This window comes from Acidobacteriota bacterium, from assembly GCA_028874215.1.
Classification (GTDB): domain Bacteria; phylum Acidobacteriota; class UBA6911; order RPQK01; family JAJDTT01; genus JAJDTT01.
Map to the genome: position 1 here is coordinate 99,631 of JAPPLF010000007.1, position 24,315 is coordinate 123,945.

General features: G+C 62.8%; 20 protein-coding genes. 10 read left to right on the forward strand and 10 right to left on the reverse strand.

Features of this window, described 5'->3' with window-relative positions:
- Positions 1-5 precede the first annotated feature (5 nt).
- Together OXT71_01750 and OXT71_01755 are read right to left on the reverse strand one after the other, a co-directional pair.
- The gene (locus OXT71_01750) at positions 6-3,116 is read right to left on the reverse strand and encodes a matrixin family metalloprotease (protein ID MDE2925105.1); all 3,111 of its coding nucleotides are present in this window, start codon (positions 3,114-3,116) and stop codon (positions 6-8) included.
- Positions 3,113-3,862 (reverse strand): hypothetical protein, encoded by a 750-nt coding sequence (locus OXT71_01755; protein ID MDE2925106.1) that lies wholly within the window; start codon positions 3,860-3,862, stop codon positions 3,113-3,115. Before OXT71_01755 ends, OXT71_01750 begins: the two co-directional genes overlap by 4 nt.
- Positions 3,863-3,898: 36 nt before the next feature.
- Between OXT71_01755 and OXT71_01760 the strand changes: the two genes are divergently transcribed.
- Positions 3,899-5,155, forward strand: coding sequence for a class I SAM-dependent methyltransferase (locus OXT71_01760; protein ID MDE2925107.1), 1,257 nt, complete (start codon positions 3,899-3,901; stop codon positions 5,153-5,155).
- Positions 5,152-7,500, forward strand: a complete 2,349-nt coding sequence (locus OXT71_01765) for a glycosyltransferase (GenBank protein MDE2925108.1) — start codon at positions 5,152-5,154, stop codon at positions 7,498-7,500. Before OXT71_01760 ends, OXT71_01765 begins: the two co-directional genes overlap by 4 nt.
- Here the strand turns inward: OXT71_01765 and OXT71_01770 are convergent.
- Together OXT71_01770 and leuB are read right to left on the reverse strand one after the other, a co-directional pair.
- The gene (locus OXT71_01770; protein ID MDE2925109.1) at positions 7,493-7,852 is read right to left on the reverse strand and encodes a nuclear transport factor 2 family protein; all 360 of its coding nucleotides are present in this window, start codon (positions 7,850-7,852) and stop codon (positions 7,493-7,495) included. The genes OXT71_01765 and OXT71_01770 overlap by 8 nt on opposite strands.
- Positions 7,853-7,974: 122 nt before the next feature.
- Positions 7,975-9,081, reverse strand: a complete 1,107-nt coding sequence (gene leuB / locus OXT71_01775) for a 3-isopropylmalate dehydrogenase (protein ID MDE2925110.1) — start codon at positions 9,079-9,081, stop codon at positions 7,975-7,977.
- Positions 9,082-9,261: 180 nt separating this feature from the next.
- Between leuB and OXT71_01780 the strand changes: the two genes are divergently transcribed.
- Positions 9,262-9,936, forward strand: coding sequence for a metal-dependent transcriptional regulator (locus tag OXT71_01780; GenBank protein ID MDE2925111.1), 675 nt, complete (start codon positions 9,262-9,264; stop codon positions 9,934-9,936).
- Between the two features lie 2 nt (positions 9,937-9,938).
- Positions 9,939-11,492, forward strand: a complete 1,554-nt coding sequence (locus OXT71_01785) for a long-chain-fatty-acid--CoA ligase (GenBank protein MDE2925112.1) — start codon at positions 9,939-9,941, stop codon at positions 11,490-11,492.
- 44 nt (positions 11,493-11,536) lie between these two features.
- On the opposite strand, the gene trxB is transcribed toward OXT71_01785, so the two are convergent.
- The gene (gene trxB / locus OXT71_01790) at positions 11,537-12,460 is read right to left on the reverse strand and encodes a thioredoxin-disulfide reductase (protein ID MDE2925113.1); all 924 of its coding nucleotides are present in this window, start codon (positions 12,458-12,460) and stop codon (positions 11,537-11,539) included.
- Positions 12,461-12,652: 192 nt separating this feature from the next.
- Between trxB and OXT71_01795 the strand changes: the two genes are divergently transcribed.
- A complete protein-coding gene (locus tag OXT71_01795) occupies positions 12,653-13,744 on the forward strand; it encodes a mechanosensitive ion channel family protein (protein MDE2925114.1) in 1,092 nt (363 codons plus the stop codon).
- A gap of 96 nt (positions 13,745-13,840) precedes the next feature.
- Here OXT71_01795 and OXT71_01800 read toward each other — a convergent pair whose 3' ends face one another.
- Positions 13,841-14,884: a Gfo/Idh/MocA family oxidoreductase gene (locus tag OXT71_01800; protein ID MDE2925115.1), complete on the reverse strand. Its 1,044-nt coding sequence runs from the start codon at positions 14,882-14,884 to the stop codon at positions 13,841-13,843.
- Positions 14,885-15,052: 168 nt separating this feature from the next.
- Between OXT71_01800 and OXT71_01805 the strand changes: the two genes are divergently transcribed.
- Positions 15,053-15,835 (forward strand): hypothetical protein, encoded by a 783-nt coding sequence (locus OXT71_01805; GenBank protein MDE2925116.1) that lies wholly within the window; start codon positions 15,053-15,055, stop codon positions 15,833-15,835.
- A gap of 12 nt (positions 15,836-15,847) precedes the next feature.
- Here the strand turns inward: OXT71_01805 and OXT71_01810 are convergent, their stop codons facing one another.
- Positions 15,848-16,990 carry a Gfo/Idh/MocA family oxidoreductase gene (locus tag OXT71_01810; GenBank protein MDE2925117.1) on the reverse strand — a complete coding sequence of 381 codons (1,143 nt, stop codon included), beginning with the start codon at positions 16,988-16,990 and terminating at the stop codon, positions 15,848-15,850.
- Between the two features lie 186 nt (positions 16,991-17,176).
- On the opposite strand from OXT71_01810, the gene OXT71_01815 reads away from it, so the two are divergent.
- Entirely contained in the window at positions 17,177-18,019 is an 843-nt protein-coding gene (locus OXT71_01815; protein ID MDE2925118.1) for a sugar phosphate isomerase/epimerase, read from the forward strand.
- Here OXT71_01815 and OXT71_01820 read toward each other — a convergent pair.
- A complete protein-coding gene (locus tag OXT71_01820; GenBank protein MDE2925119.1) occupies positions 18,016-18,774 on the reverse strand; it encodes an NAD-dependent epimerase/dehydratase family protein in 759 nt (252 codons plus the stop codon). The two genes, OXT71_01815 and OXT71_01820, sit on opposite strands and share 4 nt — an antisense overlap.
- A gap of 138 nt (positions 18,775-18,912) precedes the next feature.
- Here OXT71_01820 and OXT71_01825 point away from each other — a divergent pair, with 138 nt between their 5' ends.
- Complete coding sequence (locus tag OXT71_01825; protein ID MDE2925120.1) at positions 18,913-19,647, forward strand: aldolase/citrate lyase family protein; 735 nt, start codon at positions 18,913-18,915, stop codon at positions 19,645-19,647.
- Between the two features lie 14 nt (positions 19,648-19,661).
- On the forward strand, positions 19,662-20,615 hold the full coding sequence (locus OXT71_01830; protein ID MDE2925121.1) for an LLM class F420-dependent oxidoreductase: 954 nt from the start codon (positions 19,662-19,664) through the stop codon (positions 20,613-20,615).
- Between the two features lie 13 nt (positions 20,616-20,628).
- On the opposite strand, the gene OXT71_01835 is transcribed toward OXT71_01830, so the two are convergent.
- Positions 20,629-21,885, reverse strand: coding sequence for a DUF5009 domain-containing protein (locus tag OXT71_01835; GenBank protein ID MDE2925122.1), 1,257 nt, complete (start codon positions 21,883-21,885; stop codon positions 20,629-20,631).
- A gap of 404 nt (positions 21,886-22,289) precedes the next feature.
- On the opposite strand from OXT71_01835, the gene OXT71_01840 reads away from it, so the two are divergent.
- Positions 22,290-23,636, forward strand: coding sequence for a hypothetical protein (locus tag OXT71_01840; protein ID MDE2925123.1), 1,347 nt, complete (start codon positions 22,290-22,292; stop codon positions 23,634-23,636).
- Here OXT71_01840 and OXT71_01845 read toward each other — a convergent pair.
- Positions 23,548-24,087: a GAF domain-containing protein gene (locus OXT71_01845; GenBank protein ID MDE2925124.1), complete on the reverse strand. Its 540-nt coding sequence runs from the start codon at positions 24,085-24,087 to the stop codon at positions 23,548-23,550. The genes OXT71_01840 and OXT71_01845 overlap by 89 nt on opposite strands.
- Positions 24,088-24,315 lie beyond the last annotated feature (228 nt).

A 24,315-nucleotide genomic window follows, 5' to 3' on the forward strand; every position in this document is an offset into this window, starting at 1 on the left:
GTGTCTCAGTGTCCGGAGGAGGGCGGAACCGAGGAAAGAAAGGTGCGGCCGTTGCCGAACAGCTCCTGGGCGACCACTCGGCCCGGGCTCGATTCCAGGACCACGAATCCGCCCAGGAGGCCCCGGGTCGGGGGAACCAGGTTCTGGATCAGGTCGGAGAATCTGGCTTTGGGCTGCATGGCGATCCCGCCGGCCTCACCCTGCAGGACTCCCTGCGAGTCGTACACCTGGAGGCTCACATCCGTGGCGACGTCGCCCGGATTGAAGACCGCGATCCCGGTGAAGATGGGCGGCAACGTATCTCCGGGCCTGCGCTCGCCATTGGCCACCTGGCTGAAGACCGCCCGTCGCAGGGGCTCGGTCTGCAGTGTCAGGGCGGCCGCGTATTCCCCGCCGACGGGGTCTCCGAAAATGACGTCGCCGATCAATCCCGGATGTGTGCTGTCCACCGCTACGGAACCGACCAGGATCGATTGCGGCGGCGCCTCCAGGCCGAAGACCTCCGACGCGTTCCCCTGGAAGCTCTCGCGGGGTGCAAGTCGGAGCCGGTAGGGCCCGCCCAACTGCATCCCGTCCGATTGAAAAGCCACCAGCCGGACGTCCGTTTCCTCTTCCCCGGAGTTGATCAGCTTGATGCTGGTGAAGTACCCGCCGGCGTCTCCGGTCCCTTCCCCGCTCGCCAACTGGGCCGAGTAGAGACTTCGCGCCGTTCCGGTTTCGGTGGCGTTGAGCCCCAGGACCGTGTCCCCCAACTCGATCAATTCGAATCCCACCACCCCGGGACCTTGCGTGACCTCGACCCGGACGTGACCATGGGAAACGCCCCCCAGCGGACCGAAAAACTCCGTAATCGACCCTGCCAGCCGGCTCTGGCCGGCGAGATTGAAGATTTCCGGACCCGCCAGTGAAACTCCGTCCGATCCGAACAGGGTCAGGCGCACGGTGGACCGCTGATCTGCGGGATTCGCCAAGGCCAGCGTTGTCCGCGCCGCCTGATCGCTGTCTTCGGATGGAAATGCGCCCGGACCTTCGAAGATCCGGGTGAAATACAGCAGCCGCGAACCGGAGGAGAACGCCACCGCTCCATCCATCTTGGTGGATGGCCCCGTGAGGCCGTTGCCGTAGAGGAAAAAACCGGCCAACTCGGGCGTCGATGATCGTATCCGCATCCAGCCCTCGCGCCGGGCGCTCAATTGGGCCTCGAAAAACTCCCTGCCCAGTTGCGCCAACTGCTGACCGGCCCCCACCCGGCGGACGCTGGGACTCAAGGGGAAAAGTGGATCACCCTGATTCGAAAACACCTCCACCGCCATGACGGCGTCGGTCCTGGAGTCGTTGGTGACGGCGAAACCGCTGAAATCGTTGGTGTCCCCCCGATAGAAGGGAAAGAGCAGCTCCCGGCCGGGAGCGGTGAAGAGAACCTGCCGGCCGGACAGATCGAAGTCGTTCTGCGGGAAAACCTGGTACAGACCCGACGGCCCGAACCGGTAGGCCACCGGTTCCTCGCTGAAGTCGACGGATCGCGCGGCGGCGCGGGAACCGGGAGTGATGCCCACAATGGCCTGAATATCATCCGGGTCCGGGAGGACGTCCACCTGCCCGTAGTCCAGCAGGATGTCTCCGTTGGAAAACAGGGTCACCGACAAGTCGTTCGGGGGACGCCGCCCCCCCAGGGTGAACTCGGGGACCCCGTCCCAGATGAAGCTCAGAGACCCTTCCCCGGCCTCGGCCCGGATCTCACCGTCGGCCTCGGGGTCCAGATCGCTGAAAAAGAGGGCGATGCGGGGAGGACCGTCGAGGAAACGTCTTCGGCTTCTGGGGACTCCGGGTTGGCCGTCGCCGATCCCGAACGTCAGGTTCCCATCGCTGTTGACCACCACCTCGGTGTAGGTGGTGCCATAGAACGGAAACGAGAATCCTTCCGGAAATTCGAAAATCATCTCCCCGTCGTCTTCGAGGAGCGAGAGCTGATTCACTTCTTCATTGGTCTGCAGATCGATCCCGGAGACCACTTCGCCTGCGGCGACCTCCACGACCACCTTCTCCGCCGGATCGTCCTCCGACGTCCCCGATTCGCCGGCGCCGTTGTAGAAATCCTTGGGGAATCCGGTGAAACGGACATCGTAAGGGCCCACCGAGCTGCCCTCGGTGAATTGGTGATTCAGCGGCTCGATGAAGACCACATAGGTGCCGGGCGGCAGGCCGGGCAACTGATAGGAACCGTCATCGGTAACCAGGAAATCGGAGACCACCCCCACCTGCCCACCCTTGACTTCCGTCAGCTTGCCTGCCGCATCGAGTTCCACCGCCGCCGCCACCACGTTGGCGCCGAGGACGGGGGCTCCGGTCCGCCTCAGCACCCGTCCCCGGATGGTGCCGGTATTGGCAGCAAAAGACTCCTCCGGATACAGCCAGGAGATCCAGATTGCATCGTCCAGGAGCGGCTCGTTCGGTCCGAAGAACGATCCTATGGGGTACATCACCGGAACGAAGCCCAGATCCCCGAGATCGCCGCTTTCGAACCATTCCCTGCCCCCCTGGGTATGGTCCAATCCCAGGAGGTGGCCGATCTCGTGCATCGTCACACGGTAGAAATCGTCCGGCTGGGATGCCGGGTTTTTGCCGATTACGGTGTACCCGAACTCGTACTCAAGGGCGTCTTCGTCGGCAAATCGGATCGCGGCGAATCCCAGAATGTTCTCGCCGGCCCCCTCTCCGAATACAAGGTTGCCGATCTCGCCGTCCTGGTCGAAGATGATGAGGTTCTCGGGGCGGCGGCTTCCCGCATATTCGGTGAAGTTGGAACCATCGACGTTCTCCTCCAGAAACCGGGGCTCGGGATTCCGGACCCGGAGCGTCGAGGTCTCCACGTCCTCCCACACCTGAAAAGCCTCGTGGACCCGCGTCCCCAGATGAGCCCATCGAGTTTCGGAGAACTCCTGATCGATCAGGTACAGGACCGGCTTGCCGGCATTCCACTTGAGGACTCGTCCGCCCCGAAGAACGTCGCGGGGTCCGCCGGCGAAGAGGGATGATCCCAGCGCGAGGATCAGCCCCGTGACGAGGAAGGCGCCGGCCCCCGGAGCCGGGCGCGGGCCGGGTTCGCGGGTCGTCATCTTGAGGTGGGCTCCAGCGCCACCCAATAGCGATCGATTCTCCGAACCACCGACTCGAACCGATCCAGAGAGATCGGAGTTCCAGGCCGCAACGCCGCCTGTTCCCCGGCGCTGAGAGTCGAACCGCGAATCTGGCCGGAACTCGCCCGATGCAGGAGATTGGCGTTGCCCACCCGGTTCAATACGGCCTGTCCCCCGCGGCCGTCCTTGCCCACCCGGAACATGCCCTGGGCCAGGCCCACGGGACTGGTGAGTCCCAATCGGCTGTCGGGATAGAGGAACAGGAGGATTTCCTGGCCGGGGGAGAACTCGGGCAGGCCGCGGATACCTCCGGCCGGGCCGCCGCTCAACTGCCGAAACCGGATAGACTCGTTGGCTTGGGCTCCCTTGATCCCCCGCAGGACCTCGAAGGTATAGGTCGCCATGGGAAGACCGGTGGACGGTTCCCGGCCCGATTCCGCCTGAAGGCATCGTCCCCAGAAGATGCGGTCCGCGGCTCGGACCATTTCGAAGAGATTGATGCGCTCCACGCTCGCGGCCCCGAGCCGCGAAAACCAAAGCAGGAGAATGGCGGCGATCCAACAGACCGAAAGAGCCAGCGATCGGACCCGCCTGGCGCGAACCGACTCCCCAATCGGACCTGCCGCCACGATCTTGTCTCCGACTTCTCCGTTCCCTATGCTGGCCATGTCGCTGGTCCCGATTCCATATTGCTTCGGCTTTCCCAAAGCCCTGCACCTCTTCATACTGATGCATTCCGGGTAACGGAGTTTCAATCTCCCATGACCGAATCCAGCCTCGAGGAGACGGCAGAGAAGATCTTCGGGGCCCAGGACCCGGCCGCAGTCGCCCAATGGGTCGATTACTGGAATCGGGGACGCGAGCGCAATCTCGACCTGCTCCGCTCATTCGAGGAGGTGTTCCTTCTGGACCTGGGCAAACAGCGGGTCCTGGATGCCGGCTGCGGCGTCGGGAGCATGGGGGAAGTCCTCCGGGAGCGTTGCGGCCACTACGTCGGCGTCGACGTGAATCGTCACGTCCTCCGATTTTCGATTCCCGCGGCCCGGAGATCGTACGTTCAGGCCAGCGGCCTGTCGCTCCCATTCGCGAGGCGGTCCTTCGATTGCATCTTCGCGTTCGACGTTCTGGAGCATCTGCCGGGTGGACTCCCGAACCAGATTCGTTTTCTGAAGGAGCTGCGCCGCGTGCTCAAGCCCATGGGCACGATTCTTTTCACGACTCCCAACTCCTGGTATCCCTACGACGCCCATTCCCGCAGCTACTTCGCGCACTATCTTCCGGTGCGGCTGGCCGACTGGATCCATCGGCGCCGCCGTCCGTCGTTCCTGAAGGAGCACGGTTCGACCGCCAACATTCCCCTGCTCACCCCTCGCCGTCTCCGGGAGTGCATCGAGGACAGCGGTCTCGCCCTCCTGCACGAGTTGCCCTGCTGCCTGGATCGTGACCAGTTGTCCCACCTCTCGCCCCTGAAATCCATTCCCGCCTATCTGGGTCTGGGTTGGTACCCCCATGCCGAGTTCTGGGGCATCCTCTGCCGTCCCGACGCCCGCTCCGGGCTGCGTCTCAAGCTCAAGACCCGGCTGGTTCAGTTGGACGGGGACTCGTCCCAGGTCGTGTGGCAGGACTTCGAGTCCCACATCGACTTTACGCGAAAATCCTTTTCCCACCAGCTCGACCGGGGCTGGTACGGCCACGAGCCAGGTCCCCCTGGTTATCGGTGGATTGCACAGGAAGCCGTCTGCTATCTCCAGCTCGGAGGGCCCGTCTCGCGCCTCCGGATTCAAGGCTTCAGCCCACAGGGGAATCGGATCCGATTCTGGGTCGACGAGATCTGCGTGGGCGAACATTCCATGAACCCGAAAAGCAGCTTCGATCTCACTTTTTTCCTTCCTTTACAGCCACCTGAGGACAGGATGGTCAAGGTTCTTCTTAACTGTGGCCGGACCTATCGGCTGGAACAGTCGGACGACCGGAGGGAACTGGGAGCCGTCGTCTCATCCTTAGAGCTGCTGCCATGATCGTCAAGTCCCTCGTGTGGCTGGGCCTGTTGCCCTTGCAGTTGGGATTGGCTCTGCTTCTGATCCTCACGGATCTCGCGCGCCATCTCGGGCTGAGATCGGCCCGGCGCCCGGGGCAGGCGGACTCGCCGCCGGACCTCGGGCTCTGTTCCATCATCGTGCTCAACCACGACGGTAAGGCGCTGTTGCAGGAGAGTCTTCCGGCCCTGGAGCGGGCCGTGAGCTCCACGGGACAACCCCACGAGCTCATCCTGGTGGACAACGGAAGCCCGGATGACAGCGTCTCCTGGGTCCGGAGTCATCTGCCCCGAATCCGCATCCTGGAGCTGGACTCGAATCTGGGATTCGGCGAAGGCAACAATCGCGGAGTTGCCCTGGCGCAGCACGAGATCGTGGTTCTCCTGAACAACGACATGATCGTCGAGGAGGATTTCCTTCCACCACTGCTGGACCCGTTTTCGGACGAGCAGGTCTTCGCCGTCTCCAGCCAGATCCACTTTCCTCCGGAGAAGAGGCGGGAGGAAACGGGCAACACCCAGGCCCGGATGCGCCGAGGTTTCCTCCACCTGTCCCACGAGCCGCTGAGGAAGTCCCACCAGACCCGGAAATGCCTTCCGGTCTTCTGGGCCGGAGGCGGCTCCTCGGCGTTCCGCCGTTCTCGATTTCTGGAACTGGGGGGATTCTCCGGCATCTTTTCTCCCGCCTATCTGGAAGACACCGATCTGAGCTACCGGGCATGGCGGCGGGGCTGGACCTGTCTCCTGGCTGCCGGGAGCCGGGTCCTCCATCGCCACCGGAGCACGAGCTCACGGCTGTTCACGCCAGAGTCCCTGAAGCAGCTGTTGGGTGAGCGGAAACTCTGGTACCTGTGGAAGAACTTCCAACTCAGGACCCTCCTGCCTCACCTCCTGCTCTACCCCTGGCACCTGGGAAAGGAGTTGAGGCCCGGAGAATATTTCCGGGCTTTCAGGCGGCTTCCGGATGTCCTGAGGCTTCGCTGGCGCGAACCGCGCCGGCGGCATTCGGACCGCGCCCTCATGGACCTTTGCCGCAGGCCGTTGACCTACGTGCACCGGAAGCCGGGACGCTCCTCCCCATCTCCCACGCCCGCCGGCTTCCTCAAGATTCTGGTGGTCAGCGCCTATCTTCCCGTTCTGGGACAGCACGGCGGAGCCGGCCGCGTCTTCCAGTTCCTCAGCCGCGTCTCGGCGCGGCACCAGATTCATCTGATCTCATTCACGGAAAGCGTCGACGGGTCCGAGGGCGTCGATCAGTTGCGCCCCTATTGCACGAGGTTGGAGTTGGTTCCGCGGAGAGACTTCGAGCCGGTCTCCCTTTTTCCCTATGAACCCTTCGAGGAATTCAACTGCCCCGATTTCCGCCGCCGGTTCGAAAAGGTTCTGGAAGAAGAGGAGTTCGACCTGATTCACTACGAATGGCCCCAGATGGCCCAGTATGACGACCTGGTTCCGGTCCGGGTCCCCAGAATGCTCACGGAGATGGAAGTCAACTACGCCGCCCACTACAGCCGCCTTCGCTTGGCCTCCAATTTCTTCTCCAAAGTCAAGAGACACTACGACACGCTTCAGACCCTGTTCCGGGAGGTCGGGGTGTGCCGACGCATGGACCAGGTGGTTTGCGTCACTACCGTCGATCGGACCTACCTGGAAGGATTCGTACCGGGAGCGAGACTGAAGGTCCTGCCTACGGGCGTCGACACCTCTTATTTCATTCCCGGCACGGGCAAGGTCGAGCCCAACACCATTCTCTATGTCGGCGCCTTTCGCCATGAACCGAACGTGGACGCCATGCTGTTTTTCGTCAACCGGGTGCTGCCGCTGCTGATGGAGGAGATCCCGGAGACACACCTCTATATCGTCGGGTCCTCCCCCACGCCGGAGATCCTGGCCATGGACGACCACCCGGCCATCACCGTCACCGGATTCGTACCGGACCTGAGGGAGTACTATGCCCGCGCCCAGGTCGTGGTGGTTCCCGTTCGCACCGGAGTCGGAATCCGAGGCAAGGTCCTCGAAGCGTGGGCTTGCGGCAAGGCGGTCGTCGGGACTCCTCTCGCCTTCCAGGGAATTCGCGCCATCCACGGGCAGAACGCCCTCGTCGCCGAGACTCCCGCGGAGTTCGCCATGTGGATTTCGGCTCTCCTGAGGAACCCGGCGTTCACGGCTCATCTGGCGGAATCAGGCCGCCGCACCGTGACCGAACACTACGATTGGGCACCACTGGCCGCACGTCTGGCAGACCTCTACGAGGAAACTGCGAAATTCAAGAAGAGCGGGGATACCGGAATCGGGCAGAGGCGATTTTCGCCGCCGGCGGTCAATTGAAGGGGTCAGGGGAGGAATGGAAATGAGTGAGCTTCCATTCTCCGTTCTCGCGCTGATAGATCTCGGTCCAACGGCCCGTCTCCCGCTGGAGCCGTCCCTTGGCGTGATACGCCATCAGATACTGGGAAGTGATCCACCCGACGTCGCCGCTGAACTCGATCTGGATATTGTCGGTTAGCAACGTTATGTCGTGGACCTGACTGAAATATTGATGAAGCGTGTTCTCAAATGTCTTGAAATCGGAGAAACGGGGAGGCGGAACCTTCTCAAATACCACCGCCTGCTCGGCATAGACGCCTCTCAACGTCAACATGTCCTTCTGTTGCCAGCCGCTGACATGTTGCCGGTGCATATTCAACAGTAATTCTCTCGGATTATTGCGCATAGGTTGAGGGCAATCATACCATAAATGTCGATTTATGCCTAGCGTGCCGCGGCCGGCGCCGCCACGGGTCTCTGGCCGATCTTGACTTCTCAGCTCATCGAGTCCGGGTTCGCCGCCAGTGCCTCCAATACTTTTTCGGCCATGGCCCGGGTCCCGATGGACTCTTCTCCGGTCCGCGCCAGGTCGGCGGTCCGGTGGCCCTGGTGCAGGCACGTCTCCACCGCCGAATCGATCCGGCGGGCGATGTCATCCCGTCCCAGGGAATAACGGAACAGGAGCGCCGCACTGGAGATGGCGGCCAAGGGGTTCGCCCGTCCTCTTCCGGCAATGTCCGGCGCCGTGCCATGGACCGGCTCGTAGAGCCCCTTCCGGACCCCCTCCGCCGGAGCCCCCAGACTGGCGGACGGCAGCAGGCCGATGGACCCGGCCAGCACCGCCGCCTCATCACTGAGGATGTCCCCGAACAGGTTCGTGGAAAGAAGCACGTCGAAATGCCTGGGCCGCGAGATCAACTGCATGGAACAGTTGTCCACCAGCATGTGCTCCAAACCCACATCCGGGTAGTCGTTTGCGACCTCCTCCACCACCGTGCGCCAGAGCAGCGAGCTCTCCATGACGTTGGACTTGTCCACGCTGGTGACGAGGCGGCGCCGTTCCCGGGCCAGTTGAAAGGCGGCCCGGGCGATCCGTTCGATCTCGTAGTCGTGGTAGATCTCCATGTTGTAGGCGCACCGGACGCCCGAACGCCGCTCGCTGCCCCGCGGCTCACCGAAATAGATCCCGCCCGTCAGCTCTCGAACGATCATGATGTCGACGTCTTCGATGATCGATTTCTTGAACGGCGAAGTATCCAGGAGAGACGGATGGGTCTTGACGGGCCGGAGATTGGTGAACAGCCCCAACTCCTTGCGCAGTCGAAGCAGAGCCTGTTCGGGACGCATCGGGGCGGGATTGGAGTCGAACCGGGAATCTCCCGCCGCCCCGACCAGTACGGCATCCGCTTCCCTGCAGGCAGCGAGAACAAAATCGGGCAGAGGGTCCCCGTAGCGCTCCAGGGCGGTTCCTCCGGCCGGAAAGGTGCGAATATCCAGTTGCAGACCGTGGTTGCGTCCACACCACTCCAGCACTTCGACGGCCGCGGCGATCACCTCCGGACCGATGCCGTCCCCCGGCAGCACGGCGATCACGTGGGTCATCAGTCATCCCCTCCCGGTGGTTCACTCCGAACGGTGGGAGCCTACCACAGCCCCCGCCGCCAACGCCCCGGGAGCCCGACTCCCATCCGGCGGGCTGCTATACTGTGACGCCGCCGGCCGGATTTCCCGCTCCGGCCGGTATCGATCGGCAACAGCGACGCAGCCGGACAGGCCAGGATCATGGCAGCCAAGACGACACCGGTGATCAGCCGTGCAATGGAAGATTACCTCAAGGCCATCTACGAGTTGGCCGCCGGAGACTCGCTGGTCACGACCTCCAGGGTCGCCGCCGCCATGTCATGCCGGCCGGCCAGCGTGACCAACATGGTCCAGCGCCTTTCCGACCTGAAGCTGGTGGAATACCAGCGCTACAAGGGAGTCCGCCTGACTCCGGCCGGAACCCGGATCGCGCTCGAGATCATCCGGCACCACCGGCTGCTGGAACTGTACCTGTCCGAGGTCCTGGGCTACACCTGGGACAAGGTGCACGAGGAAGCGGATCTCCTGGAACACGTCATTTCCGAGGAGTTCGAAGAGAAGATCGACCAGGCGCTGGGATACCCGCGCAAGGACCCCCACGGCGATCCCATTCCCACCAAGAAAGGCGAGATCGACCTGGAACGGGTGGGAAGGCTCTGGGACATGGTCGCCGGCCAGGAAACCCGGGTGCGGAGGGTCCGCGACAAGGACCCCAACGTCCTGCGCCACCTGGCCTCCATCGGCATCTTCCCCGACGTCAAGCTGGACCTGGTGAGGCGGGACCCTTTCAACGGACCCGTCTATGTCCGGGTCAATGGAGTCGAGCACGGACTCAGCGAGGAACTGGCGCGCCAGATCTTCGTCAGCCTGCCATGAGGGTGCCGCTCACTCCGCTGCGGTTTCTCTACCGCGCCAGGGACCAATTCGGTTCCAAAGCCGGCATCGTCGACGCCGGGCGAAGCTGGACCTACCGCGAGTTTTCCCGGCGCTGCCATCGCTTGGCCGCCATCCTCTCCTCCTGGCGGCTCCCCGCCGGCTCCCGGGTCGCTCTCCTCTCATACAACCAGCACCCGCTCCTGGAAGCCTATTACGGAGTCCCCTTGGCCGGCTGCATCCTCCTCCCTCTGAACACCCGTCTCCGGGCCGCCGACTTCCGCCACATCCTCAACGACGCGGGGGCTCGGGTCCTCATCTTCCATCCTGACTTTCTCCCCGTCGTGGAGGAGATTCGCCGCGACCTCAACAGCGTTCGGCGTTTCCTGCTCCTGGAGCCCGGTCCGTCCCTCGACTGGGTCGAGCCCGGCTCCTACCGGCGCCTGATGGAAACCGGCGAGTGCGCGCCGGACCGGGACATTGCCGGAGTCGACGAAGAGGACGTCGCCGAGATGTTCTACACCTCGGGCACGACGGCTCTACCCAAGGGGGTCATGCTCACCCATCGCAACCTCTACCTTCATGCGCTGGAGGTGTCCCTGGCATTGGGTATCCGGGAAGAGGACACCCAACTGCACACCATCCCCCTGTTCCACGTGAACGGTTGGGGGACGCCCCAGTTCCTGACCTGCCTGGGAGGACGGCACGTCCTCATGAAGCGCTTCCATCCCGGCGACGCGTACCGCCTGATCCAGGAACATGGCGTCACGTTCTTTTTCCTGGTGCCGACCATGGCCATTTCGCTCCTGAACCATTCCGAACGGGATCGGTTCGACACCTCTTCGGTCCGGTTGATCAACCTGGGGGGAGCAGCCGCCAATCCCCGGCTCGTGGAGCAATTGGAAGCGGCCTTCGACTGCCGGTGCGTCGCCGGCTATGGCCTCACGGAATGCTCTCCCGTGGTGACGCTCTCGTTTCCCAAGAGCCATCTCGCGGTCCAGGGCGAGCGCCGCCTTGCCGTCCAGTCCATGACCGGCTACCCCATTCCCGGCGTGGAACTGGCGCTGCTGGACGGGCAGGGCCGTTCCCTTCCCTGGAACGGCAGCGATCTGGGGGAGATCGCCATCCGGGGCGACGGCGTCATGAAGGGCTATTGGGGACAGGCGGAGCCGGAGGCGGCGGCCGGGAACTGGTTTCGGACCGGCGACCTGGCCACCATCGACCCGGACGGCTACGTTCAGATCGTCGATCGAAAGAAGGACATCATCGTCAGCGGCGGCGAGAACATCTCCAGCCTGGAGGTGGAACGGGTGCTTCTGACCCATCCCGGCGTCCTGGAATGCGCCGTGATACCGGTTCCCGACGAGCACTGGGGAGAGATCCCCAAGGCGGTGGTCGTCCCGAGAACGCCGGACTGTGTCACTCCGAAGGCGCTCGTCTCCTATTGCCGGCGCCGGCTGGCCTCCTTCAAGGTCCCCCGGATCGTCGAACTCGTGCCCGGCCTGCCCAAGGGAGGAACCGGCAAGATACTGAAGCGGGAACTCAGAAAGCGCGGCTGAAACCGCCGGTTCCGTGCCAAGGAAGGTTCGAACGGGCGGACCGGTCAGTCCGAATGGGCCAGATTCTCCAGATACTTCTCGGCGTCGATGGCCGCCCGGCAACCCGCCCCGGCGGCGGTGACCGCCTGGCGGTAGACGTGGTCGTGAATGTCACCGGCGGCGAAGACCCCCTCGACGCTGGTCCGGGAGCCGCCGTGGACGGAGATGTAGCCGCCGTGGGTCTTCACTTTGTCTCGAAAGGCCTGGGAGTTGGGCGTGTGCCCGATGGCGACGAACACTCCTTCCATTGGGATCTGACTTTCCTCGCCGGTCTTCACGTTGCGGAGCCGGATCGCCTCGACCCGTTTCTTTCCCGGGTCCAGGATATCGGTCACGACCGTGTCCCAGATAAAATTGATCTTGGGATGGCTCAGGGCGCGGGCCGCCATGATCTTGGAGGCCCTCAACTCGTCCCGACGGTGGATAACGGTGACGCTGGCGGCAAACTTGGTGAGGAAGAGAGACTCCTCCATGGCGCTGTCGCCCCCGCCGACGACGGCGACGCGCTGGTCCCTGAAGAAGAATCCGTCGCAGGTCGCGCAGGTGGAGACGCCGTACCCGATGAGCTGTTTCTCCGACTCCAGTCCCATGAGCCGGGCCGACGCGCCCGAGGCGATGATCAAGGAGAGGGCCCGGTAGCTGGACGCTTCCGTCCGGACCGTGAAGGGATGGTTCAAATCCGCTTCGACCACCGTCTCCATCCGGTATTCGGCCCCGAAGCGCTGGGCCTGTTCCTTCATTCTCTGGACCAGCTCCGGACCGTCGATCCCATCGGGAAAACCAGGGTAGTTCTCGACCAGGGTGGTCAGGGAGAGCTGTCCGCCCGGCTCATGTCCCTCGAGGACGAGCGGATTCAGATTGGCCCTGGCGGCGTAAATGGCGGCCGTGGAACCGGCGCAGCCTGAACCCAGAATGATCACCTTGTACACGGAATCGCCCCTCTCTCGTTTATCCGGCGAACTTGCCCATCTTCAGCCCCATACTCCCGCGCCCGTCCGCTGAAACGGGACACCTGCTTCAGCGCGGGGTACGATAAGGTAACGGATGGCGCCACGGCTTGGCAACGGACCGCCGGACCGGGAGCCCGGTTGCGCCGTGTCCGAGTCAGGGAGAATGAGTCGATGCTCGATCAAGACTGGCTGATTCCACTCAGGACGGTCTGGCAGTCTCTGGTCCAACTGTCGTTGGAGCGAATCTTGTGGGCGCTCCTGATCGCCGTGGCCGGCCTGTTGTCGGCCCGCCTGGTGGACAAGTTGGTCAGCACGCTGCTCTACCGGTTGACGCGGCGCACCAAGACCGAGCTGGACGATCTCATCATCGATCAACTCCACCGCCCCGTCATGCGGAGCACGGTTCTCATCGGCTTCTACGTTGCCCTCAAAGTGTCCGGCTTGCACGACCAGGTGGTGAATCTCCTGGCTCACTTGATCCAGACCCTGATCGTCCTGATCTGGCTGTTTGCCGCGATGCCCCTTGCCGGAATCGTCTTCCGCTGGATGAGCCAGCATGAAACCCGGTTTCGGGCCGTTCAACCGGCCAGCCTCCCCCTGTTTTCCATCGGAAGCAAGGTCGCGCTCGTCAGCGCCGCCGTCTACGTGGGCATGCTGACCTGGGAAATCGACATCGCGGCCTGGGTGGCTTCAGCCGGAATCATGGGCCTCGCCGTCGGTTTTGCCGCCCGGGACACCCTGGCCAACCTGTTTGCGGGCGTCTCCATTCTTGCCGACGCTCCCTACAAGATCGGCGACTACATCGTGCTCACCGACGGCAACAAACGGGGTATGGTGACGCATATCGGACTCCGCAGCACCCGCATATTGACGCGTGACGACATCGAAATCACCATTCCCAACGCGGCCATCGCCAATTCGACGCTGGTCAACGAGAGCGGCGGACCCGCGATTCACCAGCGAGTCCGTCTCCGGCTCAACGTCGCCTATGGATCGGACGTGGACCAGGTGCGCGACCTGCTCCTGGCCGTGGCGCGGGAGGAACCCATGGTCCGGCCCGAACCCGCGCCGCGCGTGCGGTTCCGCCAGTTCGGAGATTCGGGACTGATTTTCGAGCTGCTCTGCTGGATTGCGGAAGCGGAGTTGCGGGGCAGGGCCATCGACGCCCTTCACACCCGGGCCTACAAGTCCCTGGGCGACGCGGGAATCGAGATTCCGTTTCCCCAGCAGGACATCCATATCCGGCAGGCGCCGAAAGGGTAGCTGGAAAATCGGCGCCACCACCAGCGACCAGCTTCGGCGGGACGGAAGAGGGCCGCTACAAGGGCCCCTCCGAAGCAATCTGCCGCGCCCAGCGGGTCAGATCGCATCGAACTCGGCCAGCTTGACGGGCCGCCCCTCCCGGGCCGACCGGTCGGCCGCGAACACCACCTTGTGGCTCTCCCACGCCTCGCGGACCCCGGTCAAAGGCATGGCGCGGCCCTCTCGAACACTGTCCACGAAGGCCTGGAACTGGGGTTCGTACGGATGGTGGCTCACGTCTCCCGAATCGATCAACTGGGTTTCCAGAGTACTCCAGGCCTCCTTGCTCAACCCTTTCAATTTGGCACTGTAGATCCGGTTGTCCAGCAGGCTGCCTTCGCTCCCCACCAAGTGGATATGGAAGTAGTACGGCTGGAGGCAATCCACCACCGAGGCGACCTTGCCCAACCGGCCGTCCTCGAACTTGAGGAGGGTGACGCTGGTGGTGTCGTACTCGTAGGGAGAGAAAATGGAGTTGGAGGATCGATTTCCGTGGGACACCACCTCCTCGACACGGCCCCCCATGAACATCAGCAGCCCGTCCAAGGCGTGGCAGCCGGCCGTGAGCAGGCTGCTTCCCGCGTACCTCTTCTTGACGTTCCACTCGAACTGCCCATACCAGGGTCCGATGCCGTGATAGTAGTCCACCTCCGCGTAGTGGATCCGGCCCAGGAGGCCTTCCGAAATACAGGACTGAATCATGGTGAAGTGCTCGCTGAAACGGCACTCGAAACAGACACAGACCCCGACGCCGGCTTCTTCGACGGCCCGCTTCATGGCCGCAAGATCCTCGACCGTCAGACAGAGGGGTTTCTCGATGATGAGGTGCTTGCCGGCCCGGGCCGCCGCGATGGACTGCTCGGCGTGCAGATGATGCGGGGTGCAGATGTCCACGACGTCGATTTCAGGATCGGCCAACATCTCCTCGTAGCTGCCGTAGGCCTTCAGCGGGACGCCGTACGTGGCCTCCAGTTCCGACTCGTCCAGCCGGCGCCTGGAGGAGACGCCGCCGACACGCGCCCCCGAGACGGTCTTGAAGGTTTCGATGTGGGCTCCCGCGACCCAGCCCAGTCCCACGATTCCGACGTTCAATTCGCTCATTTTCACTCCCTCCCGGTCTGATGGGATCGAACCCGCTCCGCTGACGGCCGGTCCCTGCAAGTCCTGAGCCCCAGGGCACAAGAGATTGGACGATATCTGCTATATTTGGTTCTCAAACAGGAAAAAACAACCGGAAAACGTTACAAAACACTCCCCGATAGCGGAACTGTGGAGACGCGGAAGTCCACCCTTCAGACGACGACACCGGGAATCGTCACCCGGTCCCGCCCACAATCCGCCATCCGCTCAGCGGGGATCGGCCTCCTGCCCGTCCTGGGCATCCTGGCCGGTCTGACCGCACTGGCACTCGCCGGCCTGTACGTCAACGACCGCTTCCAGACTCTGGAGGAGCGGATATCCGTGAATCGGGAGTACCTTCACGCCGAGCGGGAGGAATTGAAGCGTCTCAGTTCACGGTTGCTGGGCCTCAGCGGCGACTCCCAACGATTGGAGGGGGAGCTGGAAAAGGAGGACCAGAAGCTGCGGAACGCCGTCAGGTCCAGCTTCCAGCAGGCTCGGAAGAGAATCGAGGAAAGCCGCGGGGACATCGAGAAGCTGAGCGGCGCCCTGGAGGCTCTCGCCGGCACCGTGGAACAACTGAACCGGAGCCATCTGGAGACCGCGGATCAGTCCCAGGCCCGGCACACGGAGACGGAGAAGAGTGCGGAGTCCAACCGGGTGGCCGTTGAGAATCTCCGGTCCCGAGTGTCCCGGATCCAAGGACAATTGGGGTCCCACCTGGAACGGCTGAACGGGCTGGGCAAGACCTTGGAGGGACTGGCCACCCAGGTACAGTCGGTCGAAGAAGCCGGCAAGAGTACCGTGGTTTCGTTGGAATCCAACCTGCAGGCCCTGTCGGAACGGGTCAGCCTGGCCCTCAGCGACGTTCGGGCTCGCCTGGACGACCTGTCCGCCCGGTTGGACCGGCAGGGCGGCCAGGAGGCCTTTTAGCCCCTTTCCAGGTCAGTCGACCGTCACCCACTCCAAGTTCCGCGCGGAATCGAGAACCGCCTCCTGGGTTTTCTGGGTGGCCAGCGCCTCCCGGAAGCTGGGGTGGGTCCCCTCACCCGATTCCAACCCCTTCAAGAAATCGGCCAACGCGTTGATGAAGGTGTGCTCATAGCCGATCACGCAACCCGGAACCCACCAATTCTTCATGTAGGGGTGCTCGAACGCCGTCACCATGATGGTGCGCCAACCCTGGAGGTGAGACGGGTCGTCGTGGTTGAAGTACTGCAACTGGTGCATGTTCTCCAGGTCGAAGTAGAGCGATCCCTTCTCTCCGTTGACCTCGAACGAGTTCTTGTTCTTTCGTCCGCGAGCGTAGCGGGTGGCCTCGAAGGTTCCGTTGGACCCGTTTGAAAAGCGGGCCATGAAGGTGCAGACGTCGTCGATCTCCACCGCCTTCCGCTCCGTCGGGCTTCCCTGCACCGGCCGCTCCTTGACGAAGATCTCCGTCATCCCGGACACCGATTCGATGGGGCCGTTGAGCCAGATCGCCGTGTCGATGCTGTGGCTCGCCAGATCGCCCGAGACTCCTGCGCCGGCCACCTCCTTCTCGAGGCGCCAGAGCGTGGGACCGCCCAGCGGAACGTCCGCCGAAATGGTCCAGTCCTGCAGGTAGGTGGACCGGTAGTGGAAAATCCGTCCCAGCCGGCCTTCATCAATCATCTGACGGGCCAGGGAGATGGCCGGAACCCTGCGATAGTTGAACCAGACCATGTTGGCGACCCCCGCCGCCTCCACGGCCTCCGCCATCTGGACCGCCTCATCCACATCGATGGCCAGCGGTTTTTCGCACAGCACCATCTTGCCCCGGCTCGCGGCGGCCAGTGCGATCTCATGGTGGGTGTTGTTGGGGCTGCAGATGTCGATGACGTCGATGTCGTCCCGCTCCACCAGGCGCCGCCAGTCCGTCTCCGTCGATTCCCAGCCCCAATTGCGGGCGAAGGGCTCCAACTTGTCCGAATTCCGGGCCGCCACCGCCTTGAGCACGGGGGCATGGTCCAGCTCGAAGAATTGGCTGACCTTACGGTAAGCGTTGGAGTGGGCCCGGCCCATGAAGCCGTAGCCGATCATCCCTACGTTCAGCGTCTTTTTTGCCATGACCTCTCTCCGGGTCTGCCGAGGCCGGCTCGCTCGTCCCACCGATTTGACGAGCCGATTTCCTCAATCCGTGGTGTAGAGAGAGTACGCCCGCACCGATCCTGCCCGCAAGCCCGCTCGGGTGGCGGCACGGGGCCGCCGGGTGGGATAATCGGGACTGTCCGCGATCTGGGAGATCTGGCGAACATGCGTGTGGGAATGAATCTGCTCCTCTGGACCACTGAAGTCGGACCGTCCCACCGGGACCTCCTCAGGCAGATTCGCGGCTGGGGGTTCGACGGCGTCGAGATTCCCATTTTTTCGCCCCACCCACAGCGTGCACGGGAACTCGGCCTGCTTCTGGACGATCTGGGACTGGAACGAACCGCCGTCACCGTGGTTCCGCCGAACGCCAATCCCATCCACCAGGATCCATCCGTCCGGGCCAACGCCCTGGAGTACCTGAAGTTGGTGGTGGAGGCCTGCCATCTGGCCGGAATCCGTCTCCTTGCAGGTCCGCTTCACTCCCCTGTCGGTCTCCTGGCGGGGCGGAGCCGCACCCGGGAGGAGTGGCAATGGGCTTTGGAGATCCTGCAACAGACGGCGGATCTGGCCCGATCCAGCCGAATCACGCTGGCGCTGGAATTTCTGAACCGGTTCGAATCCTATTTTCTGAACTGCGCAAAGGACACGGTCGAGTTCACCACTCAGGCCGATCGGCCCAATCTGGGGCTTCTGTACGACACCTACCACGCCCACCTGGAGGAGAAAAACGTCTCCGCGGCGATCCGCACGTGTGCGGGCGCACTTCGGCACGTCCACGTCAGCGAGAACGACCGGGCGACCCCCGGAGAGGGTCAGGTCCGCTGGAGCGAGACATTCGACACTCTCAAGGACGTCGGCTATTCGGGCTGGATGGTCATCGAGGCCTTCGGCCAGGCGATGCCGGAACTGGCCGCCGCCACCTGCATCTGGCGGCGCATGTTCCCGTCGGAAGAGCACCTGGCGCGGAATGGCCTGGAATGGATCCGCTCCAACTGGGACGGCTAGCCGTCCCGGAAACGATCGGCCGTGTCCTGCGGCTCGAATCCCAGGTCCCTCCGGGCGTTTTCCAGTGACCGGTAGTTCCACTGGTTGTCGGACACCACATAGTAGATCCCGAACTTCAGGTCCCCGGGCGCATCGATGCAGCGGCGGATCATCTGGGCGATGTCCGCGTGACTGCACCAGACCGAGAAATCCCGAACCTCGTTGGGACGGTCGTTCCAATGGACCCGGCCGATGCGGAGGCAGATCATGGACAGGCCCCAGCGGTCGGAGAAAAACCGGGCCAGCGTTTCACCGAACTGCTTGCTGCACCCGTAGAGGCCGTTGGCCCGAATCAACGAGGTGTCCAGCAAGTCCCATTTGGTCACCTCTGCGTATCGTCCCTCGATCAGGGCGTCGTAGGGCGCATGGCGCTCCCACTCGCTGACGGCGGCCCCGCTGCTGGCGAAAATGACCCTCTCGACACCGGCCGTCCGGGCCGCCTCGAACACGTTGTAGGTACCGACGATGTTGTGCGGAAGCACGTCCTCCCAGGTGGGGTCCCCCTGGGCCATGGCGGCCAGGTGGACGACGGTCTCCACTCCCTCGAAGGCCGGCCGGATGGCATCCAGATCCGCAATGTCCGCCTGGAGGCAGGAGAGCCCCTCCACCGGGCGCCGGTTCAATGCGCTCAGCTCGTACAAATCTCCCATTTTCCGCCGGCAGACCTGCCCGATGAGTCCGCTCATGCCCGTAATCAACACTTTTTTCTTGGCCATGCCGCGATTCTACCGCAGCGCCCCACAACTCCGCCCGCCGGGTCCTGCCGCCGGTTTCCATTCCCACTTCCAGCCCCTATGATGGGCTTTCGTCTCAACGCCCAATTGAATCGGCATCCGGCGAACGGGAGCAAATGCATGTTTCGAAACAAGATCCTCGAAAGAATCAAGAGCGGCGAGAAGGCCCTGGGCCTGTTCATGTCGGACCCTTCCGAAGAACTGGTGGAAATGGCCGGGCGGATGGGGTTGGACTTCGTCGGATTCGACGGCCAACACTCTCCCCTCACGCCGGAGCGCGTCGGCACCTTGTGCACCATCGCCGACGGGTTCGAAGTCACCCCCACCATGCGCGTTCCCGACGGAAACGAGAGCACGCTCCTGTCCTATCTCGACCGTGGAATTCGCGGTATCACCGTCCCCAATATCCAAACCCGGGAAGAAGCCGAAAAACTGGTCAAATTCGCTTATTTCGCTCCGCTGGGCCTGCGCAGCTCCACCAGCTACCGCATGGTCATGAACCAGGAGGGGAAGGACCGCAACACCCTCTTCCAGGAAGTCAACGCCAACCTGATGATCGTCCCCCAACTGGAGAGCGTGACTTCAATCCGGAATCTGGACGAAATCCTCAAGGTGGAGGGAATCGACTATTTCGGAGGGGGACCCGAAGACATGGCCCAGTCCATGGGCATTCCGGGCCGGCACGACGACCCCAGGGTGGCCGAGATCTACAAGGAGATGGAACGGAAGGTCCATGCCGCCGGAAAGTTCATGGCGGGGGACTATATGGAGTCGGTGAACGTCTTCTGGAACGTCAAGGGCGCCTTGGAGCAACTGCTTGAAAGCCACGGCCGCCGCTCCCGCATGACCTGGTAATCAAACCCCGCCCCGTGAAGTACGTCCTGAATCTGCCTATCGCAGGCCCCTTGGCGGTTCCCCGCAGCCTCTCGGCCCTGGCTCGAGCCGCCGAGGTCCACGGAGTCGACGTCATCTCCTCCAGCGAGCGCCTGGTCCTGCCCCGTTCCGTGGAGACCCGCTACCCGTACGGCGCCACGGGCAAGTTTCCCGGGGGAACCGGCGGCCAGAAGTGCCTGGAGATGCTGACGACCCTGGCCTTCCTCTGCGGGCAGACGTCCCGGGTGCGCATCCTGACCTCGGTGCTGGTTCTGCCCTACCGGGACCCGGTCCTGGCGGCCAAGATGCTGGCCACCCTGGACGTCCTCTCCCGGGGCCGGCTCATCGTGGGCTGCGGCGTCGGCTGGATGCGGGAGGAGTTCGAAGCCCTGGACCTGCCGGTCCGATTCGAGGACCGGGGCCGCGCCTCGGACGAGTACCTGAGGAGCATGCAGGAACTCTGGTGCAGCGAGAACCCTGAGTTCAACGGCGACCACGTCCGTTTTTCCGGCATCGAATTCCATCCCAGGCCGGTGCAGCGGCCTCACCCGCCCTTCTGGTTCGGTGGAGAGAGCCCCGCGGCCCTCCGGCGCGTGGCCCGCTTCGGAGCCGGATGGATGCCCATCGCCGGAAATCCGCGCCATCCGCTGGACGACGACCGCCAACTCGCCCAAGCGATCGGAAGACTCCGTCGATTGGTGGAGGCCGAAGGCCGGAATCCGGACAAGATCCACGTCCGTTTCGGCGGCGGGTGGAACGAGTCCCCGCGCCGCGGCCCTGCAGGAAAGCGACTGCCCATGAGCGGTTCGGCCCAACAGGTGGCCGGAGACATTCGCCGCTACCAGGATCTGGGAGTCGACCACCTGGGGGTGGGTCTTTTGACGGAAGACCTGTCCGAAAGCCTGGCACGGATCGAGCGCTTCATGACCGGTGTCTCGCCCCTGGTCTGAAAGCTCGTGCGAGTCACACTCTGACGAAGATCTTCCGCCGATACATCCACCAGCAGACCAGCCAGAACGTGAGCCCCACCATCACCGATTCGAGGGCGGGCTCATTGGCGGCTCCCCAGAGCTGGAAGATGTTCTGCCCCAGGTGCGTCCGCAAGGTTGCCGCGGTCCAGTCGGGCAGGAGCATGCTCATCGAGTAGATGGCGATGGAGTTGGTTCCCACCACCACCAGCGGGAAGGTCCAGCGACGGATCCCGGCCACGTCGATCAGAGCGTAGAGCCCTCCCAGGATCAGGCAGCACCAGCCCGTCGAAAAGATTGCCCAGGAGGGTGTCCAGATCCGCTTGACGAGTGGACAGACACCTGTCCACTCGAGGATCAGTCCTACGGTCAGACCCATCATCCCGGCTGCCAGAATTGTTCCGAGCTTGGTTCGGGCCGAGCGGCGCGAACGCAGGAACCCGCCTGCCATCAGGCCGAAGAGCATGGTGGCCAGGGAGGGAATGAAGTTGATGGTCGGATACCCTCCTCCGTCGTAGACGAACGGTTCCCGGCGTGGCATCCGGTTCAGCAGCCAGACGTCAACGGCGTGGCCGGCGTTGGCGTTCTTGTGCCAGGCTGGAGGCACTTCCGCCAGATGCCGCTGGGCCCACTCCGGTTGAACCCCCACCTCGGGCGAGCCGCTCGCAAGCTCGACGCCGGCTCCGGGATACAGGACGTACAACATCCACGTCAGGATCAGGACGAACACTGCCCCAAGGAACTGAATTCGAAGTCCTCGACGCCAGAACAAGAAGAGGAAGGTGTAGCCCAGCCCGATCTGGGTCAGGACATTCATCAGCGACCAATTGGTGCTGGAGAGGGAATCGGAAATCAGGAAGACGCCCAGCAGGATGAGGACGGCGGATCTCCAGAGCGCGTGGCGCAGCATCCTGCCGTAGGAGTGCCCCAGTCCGGACCGTTTGGCATAGGAGTAGGCCATGGACACTCCCACCATGAACATGAAGGAGGGTTGGATCAGATCCCAGTAGCCGCATCCGGTCCAGGGGACGTGGGAAAACTGGTAGTGAACCGTTTGCCAGAAGGAAGAGTCCGGGTTCGTCGCCAGATGATTCCCGGCCGTCTCCCTGAGACCGAAACCCTTGAAGGCGAGGGAGACCATGATCAGCCCGCGATAGGCGTCGAGAGAGAGCAACCTCTGTTGCCGCCGGTTGCCTTTCGCGGATTCGGATTCACCGCGGGATCCCACGAACGCCCCCTGTAGAGTCGACATCAACCAGCTACGATGATCCGCATGCTGGCACCGTTCGCAGGGTGTTTCAACCGGCCATGGATGGTCTTTCCGCTACTCGGTATCCCGGTGTGGTTCTCCGCCCCGCCTGTGACCTCGATCGACTCCGATCCATAGAGTTCGTTCCGGGATTCGGCCCGGAGAGGTTCCCCTGCATCAATGAACGTGAGGAGCGAATAATGATGCCAGCCGGCGCCCGCAGCAAACCGCATCCGATACGGCCAAGACCTCCGACAGTTCTCTTGGCTGCAATACTGGGAGTGAGCCTCTTTCCTACGACTCTGGCACGGGAACTCCCGACATATAAGGTGCATGCCTTTCTCCCGCCGGATCTGTACCGGGAATCCGAAACTCCCGAGGAACTGAATCCTTCTGCGGTCAGCCGGATGCGAGATCAAATCCGAGAAGTCGATCCGGGGGTCACACAACTCGGCACCTTGCCTTCCTGGGTCTTCCCCCTCTTTGCGCACGCGGCTTTGGAGCCAAACTTCAGTCCACATCGCGACATCACCGGCATTGATGTGCCCGAGGCGCTGTCGCAGTGCATTCCGTCCCTCAAGAGTCCCGAATATCGCCGATTGATCGGAATTCGAAATCGAGTATGGGCCACAATCGTCAGGGAGTTCCCTGAGATCAATCACTGGATCGTGGGTCCGGAATCGATTTACTACAGGAAAGGTCTCTACTCTCCACTCGTTGACTGCAAAGGGAGAAACCTAAGGGGCTTCGATGTCATTGAGTTCATCGTCGACACCCTCGAAGAACTGCACCCGGCTATCAACCAGGCCAATCCCTGCGCCACGGTAATTGCCCATTTTTCGTATGTCCCCTTTGATGAAGACCCCGACATTGATCTTCCCCGCTTGATCCAAGTGGAGATTCAGCGCCGGGGGAATGACCCCAAGGAATACTACGACCTGCTCGCGGAACAGGCGGCGCCTCAGTTCGATTTCGTCCCCTGGGGGGGAGTCCTGTTGGACGACTTTCCCGAAGGACGCTGTACGCTGGACTTTGCCCATTTCGGGAATGGATCGTCGATCCGCTCCGATCTGGTGCTGGTCAATCGGACCACCTCGGCATTGCGTCCCTCCGTATTGTTTTTCGATCAGAAAGGAATTCCGGTGCCCCCCGACTCGTTGGTCGACGTGGCGGAAGGTTTGGAATTCCAGGACGGCGCCTTGAGGGTTCGGACGGAGTTGGCGCCCTTGGGAGAGACGACAATTACGACGAATGGTCGAGGGGCCCTGGTGACCGGTTCGGTGAGGGTTGACTCCGACGGTCCCGTCGGCGGGGTGCTGCGTTTCAATGTTTCGAATGTCGGCGTGTCCGGCGTAGGTATCAGTCGACCCGTCAATGACGCCCTATTTCCGGTCCGGCGACGAAGGGGCGGTGTCCGGACCGCCGCAGCCATCCACAACCTCAGTACGAAAAAGATTGAGTTGACCTGCCAATTGATGAAGGAGGGCATCATCCTGGAAGAAGTCGGGCTCTCGGTGGAAGCCAACGGACAGGTGGCCCAGTTCATCGACGAAATGTTCACTGAGACCGATACGTCGGACTTTGCGGGTTCGGTACGGTGTGCGGCTCCGTGGAGGGAATTGTTCACCGGAATGGCGGTAGAGATGGATGCCAATCGTCGAATCTTCACCACACTGCCCATAGTGCCGGTCCGGCAATGGCCGCTGCCGCCTGCGACCCGAACAGCACGAGAATCCCTTCGTCCTCCCTCGTGAACTCCCGGCTGCCTTCCTTCCGGGCGAGAAAGAAGCTGCCAACATGGACGCCCCGATGACTCATCGGCGTGACCTGGAACGTCTTCATCCACGTCAAGTGCGAGGAAATGCCGAGCGACCCGACATAGCCGGGAAGACCTCGCAGTCTTATCGGTCCCGGCAGGTCCCGTAAATGCCCGAAGAGCCGTAGCCCGGCGGGCCAGTCCGCCGACTGCTGGTGTTCTTCCGTGGTGAAGCCGGAAGAGACGAAGTCCTCGACCTGACCTGAGGCATCGACGGTCGTGATGACGCCGCAGTCGGCGCCCGCCAGCTCCCGGGCGCTTTCCACAATCTCGCGCAGCACCGTGTCAAGGCCGAGGCTCGCGCTGATTTGCAGGCTGGCCGCGGTGAGCCGGGAGATGCAGTTGCGCAGCAGTTCGTTCTCCCCCCTCAGTTCGTCCAGATTCTGCATACGCCCCTCCTTGCCGGATCCCGGACCGGGTCTCGGGTCGGTATCTTCATGCATTGGCTCGATCAACGTGCCGGTATTGAGACGAATCGGACTCTACGAGATTCATTAATGACGTCTTCGGACAAATATTCACAGTATTTTCAGCGGATAAGAAGCGGATAAGAGATAATTTTCATTTTTTATTCACTTAGTCGCTATGTTTCTAATCGGGGACATCTATACAATGCT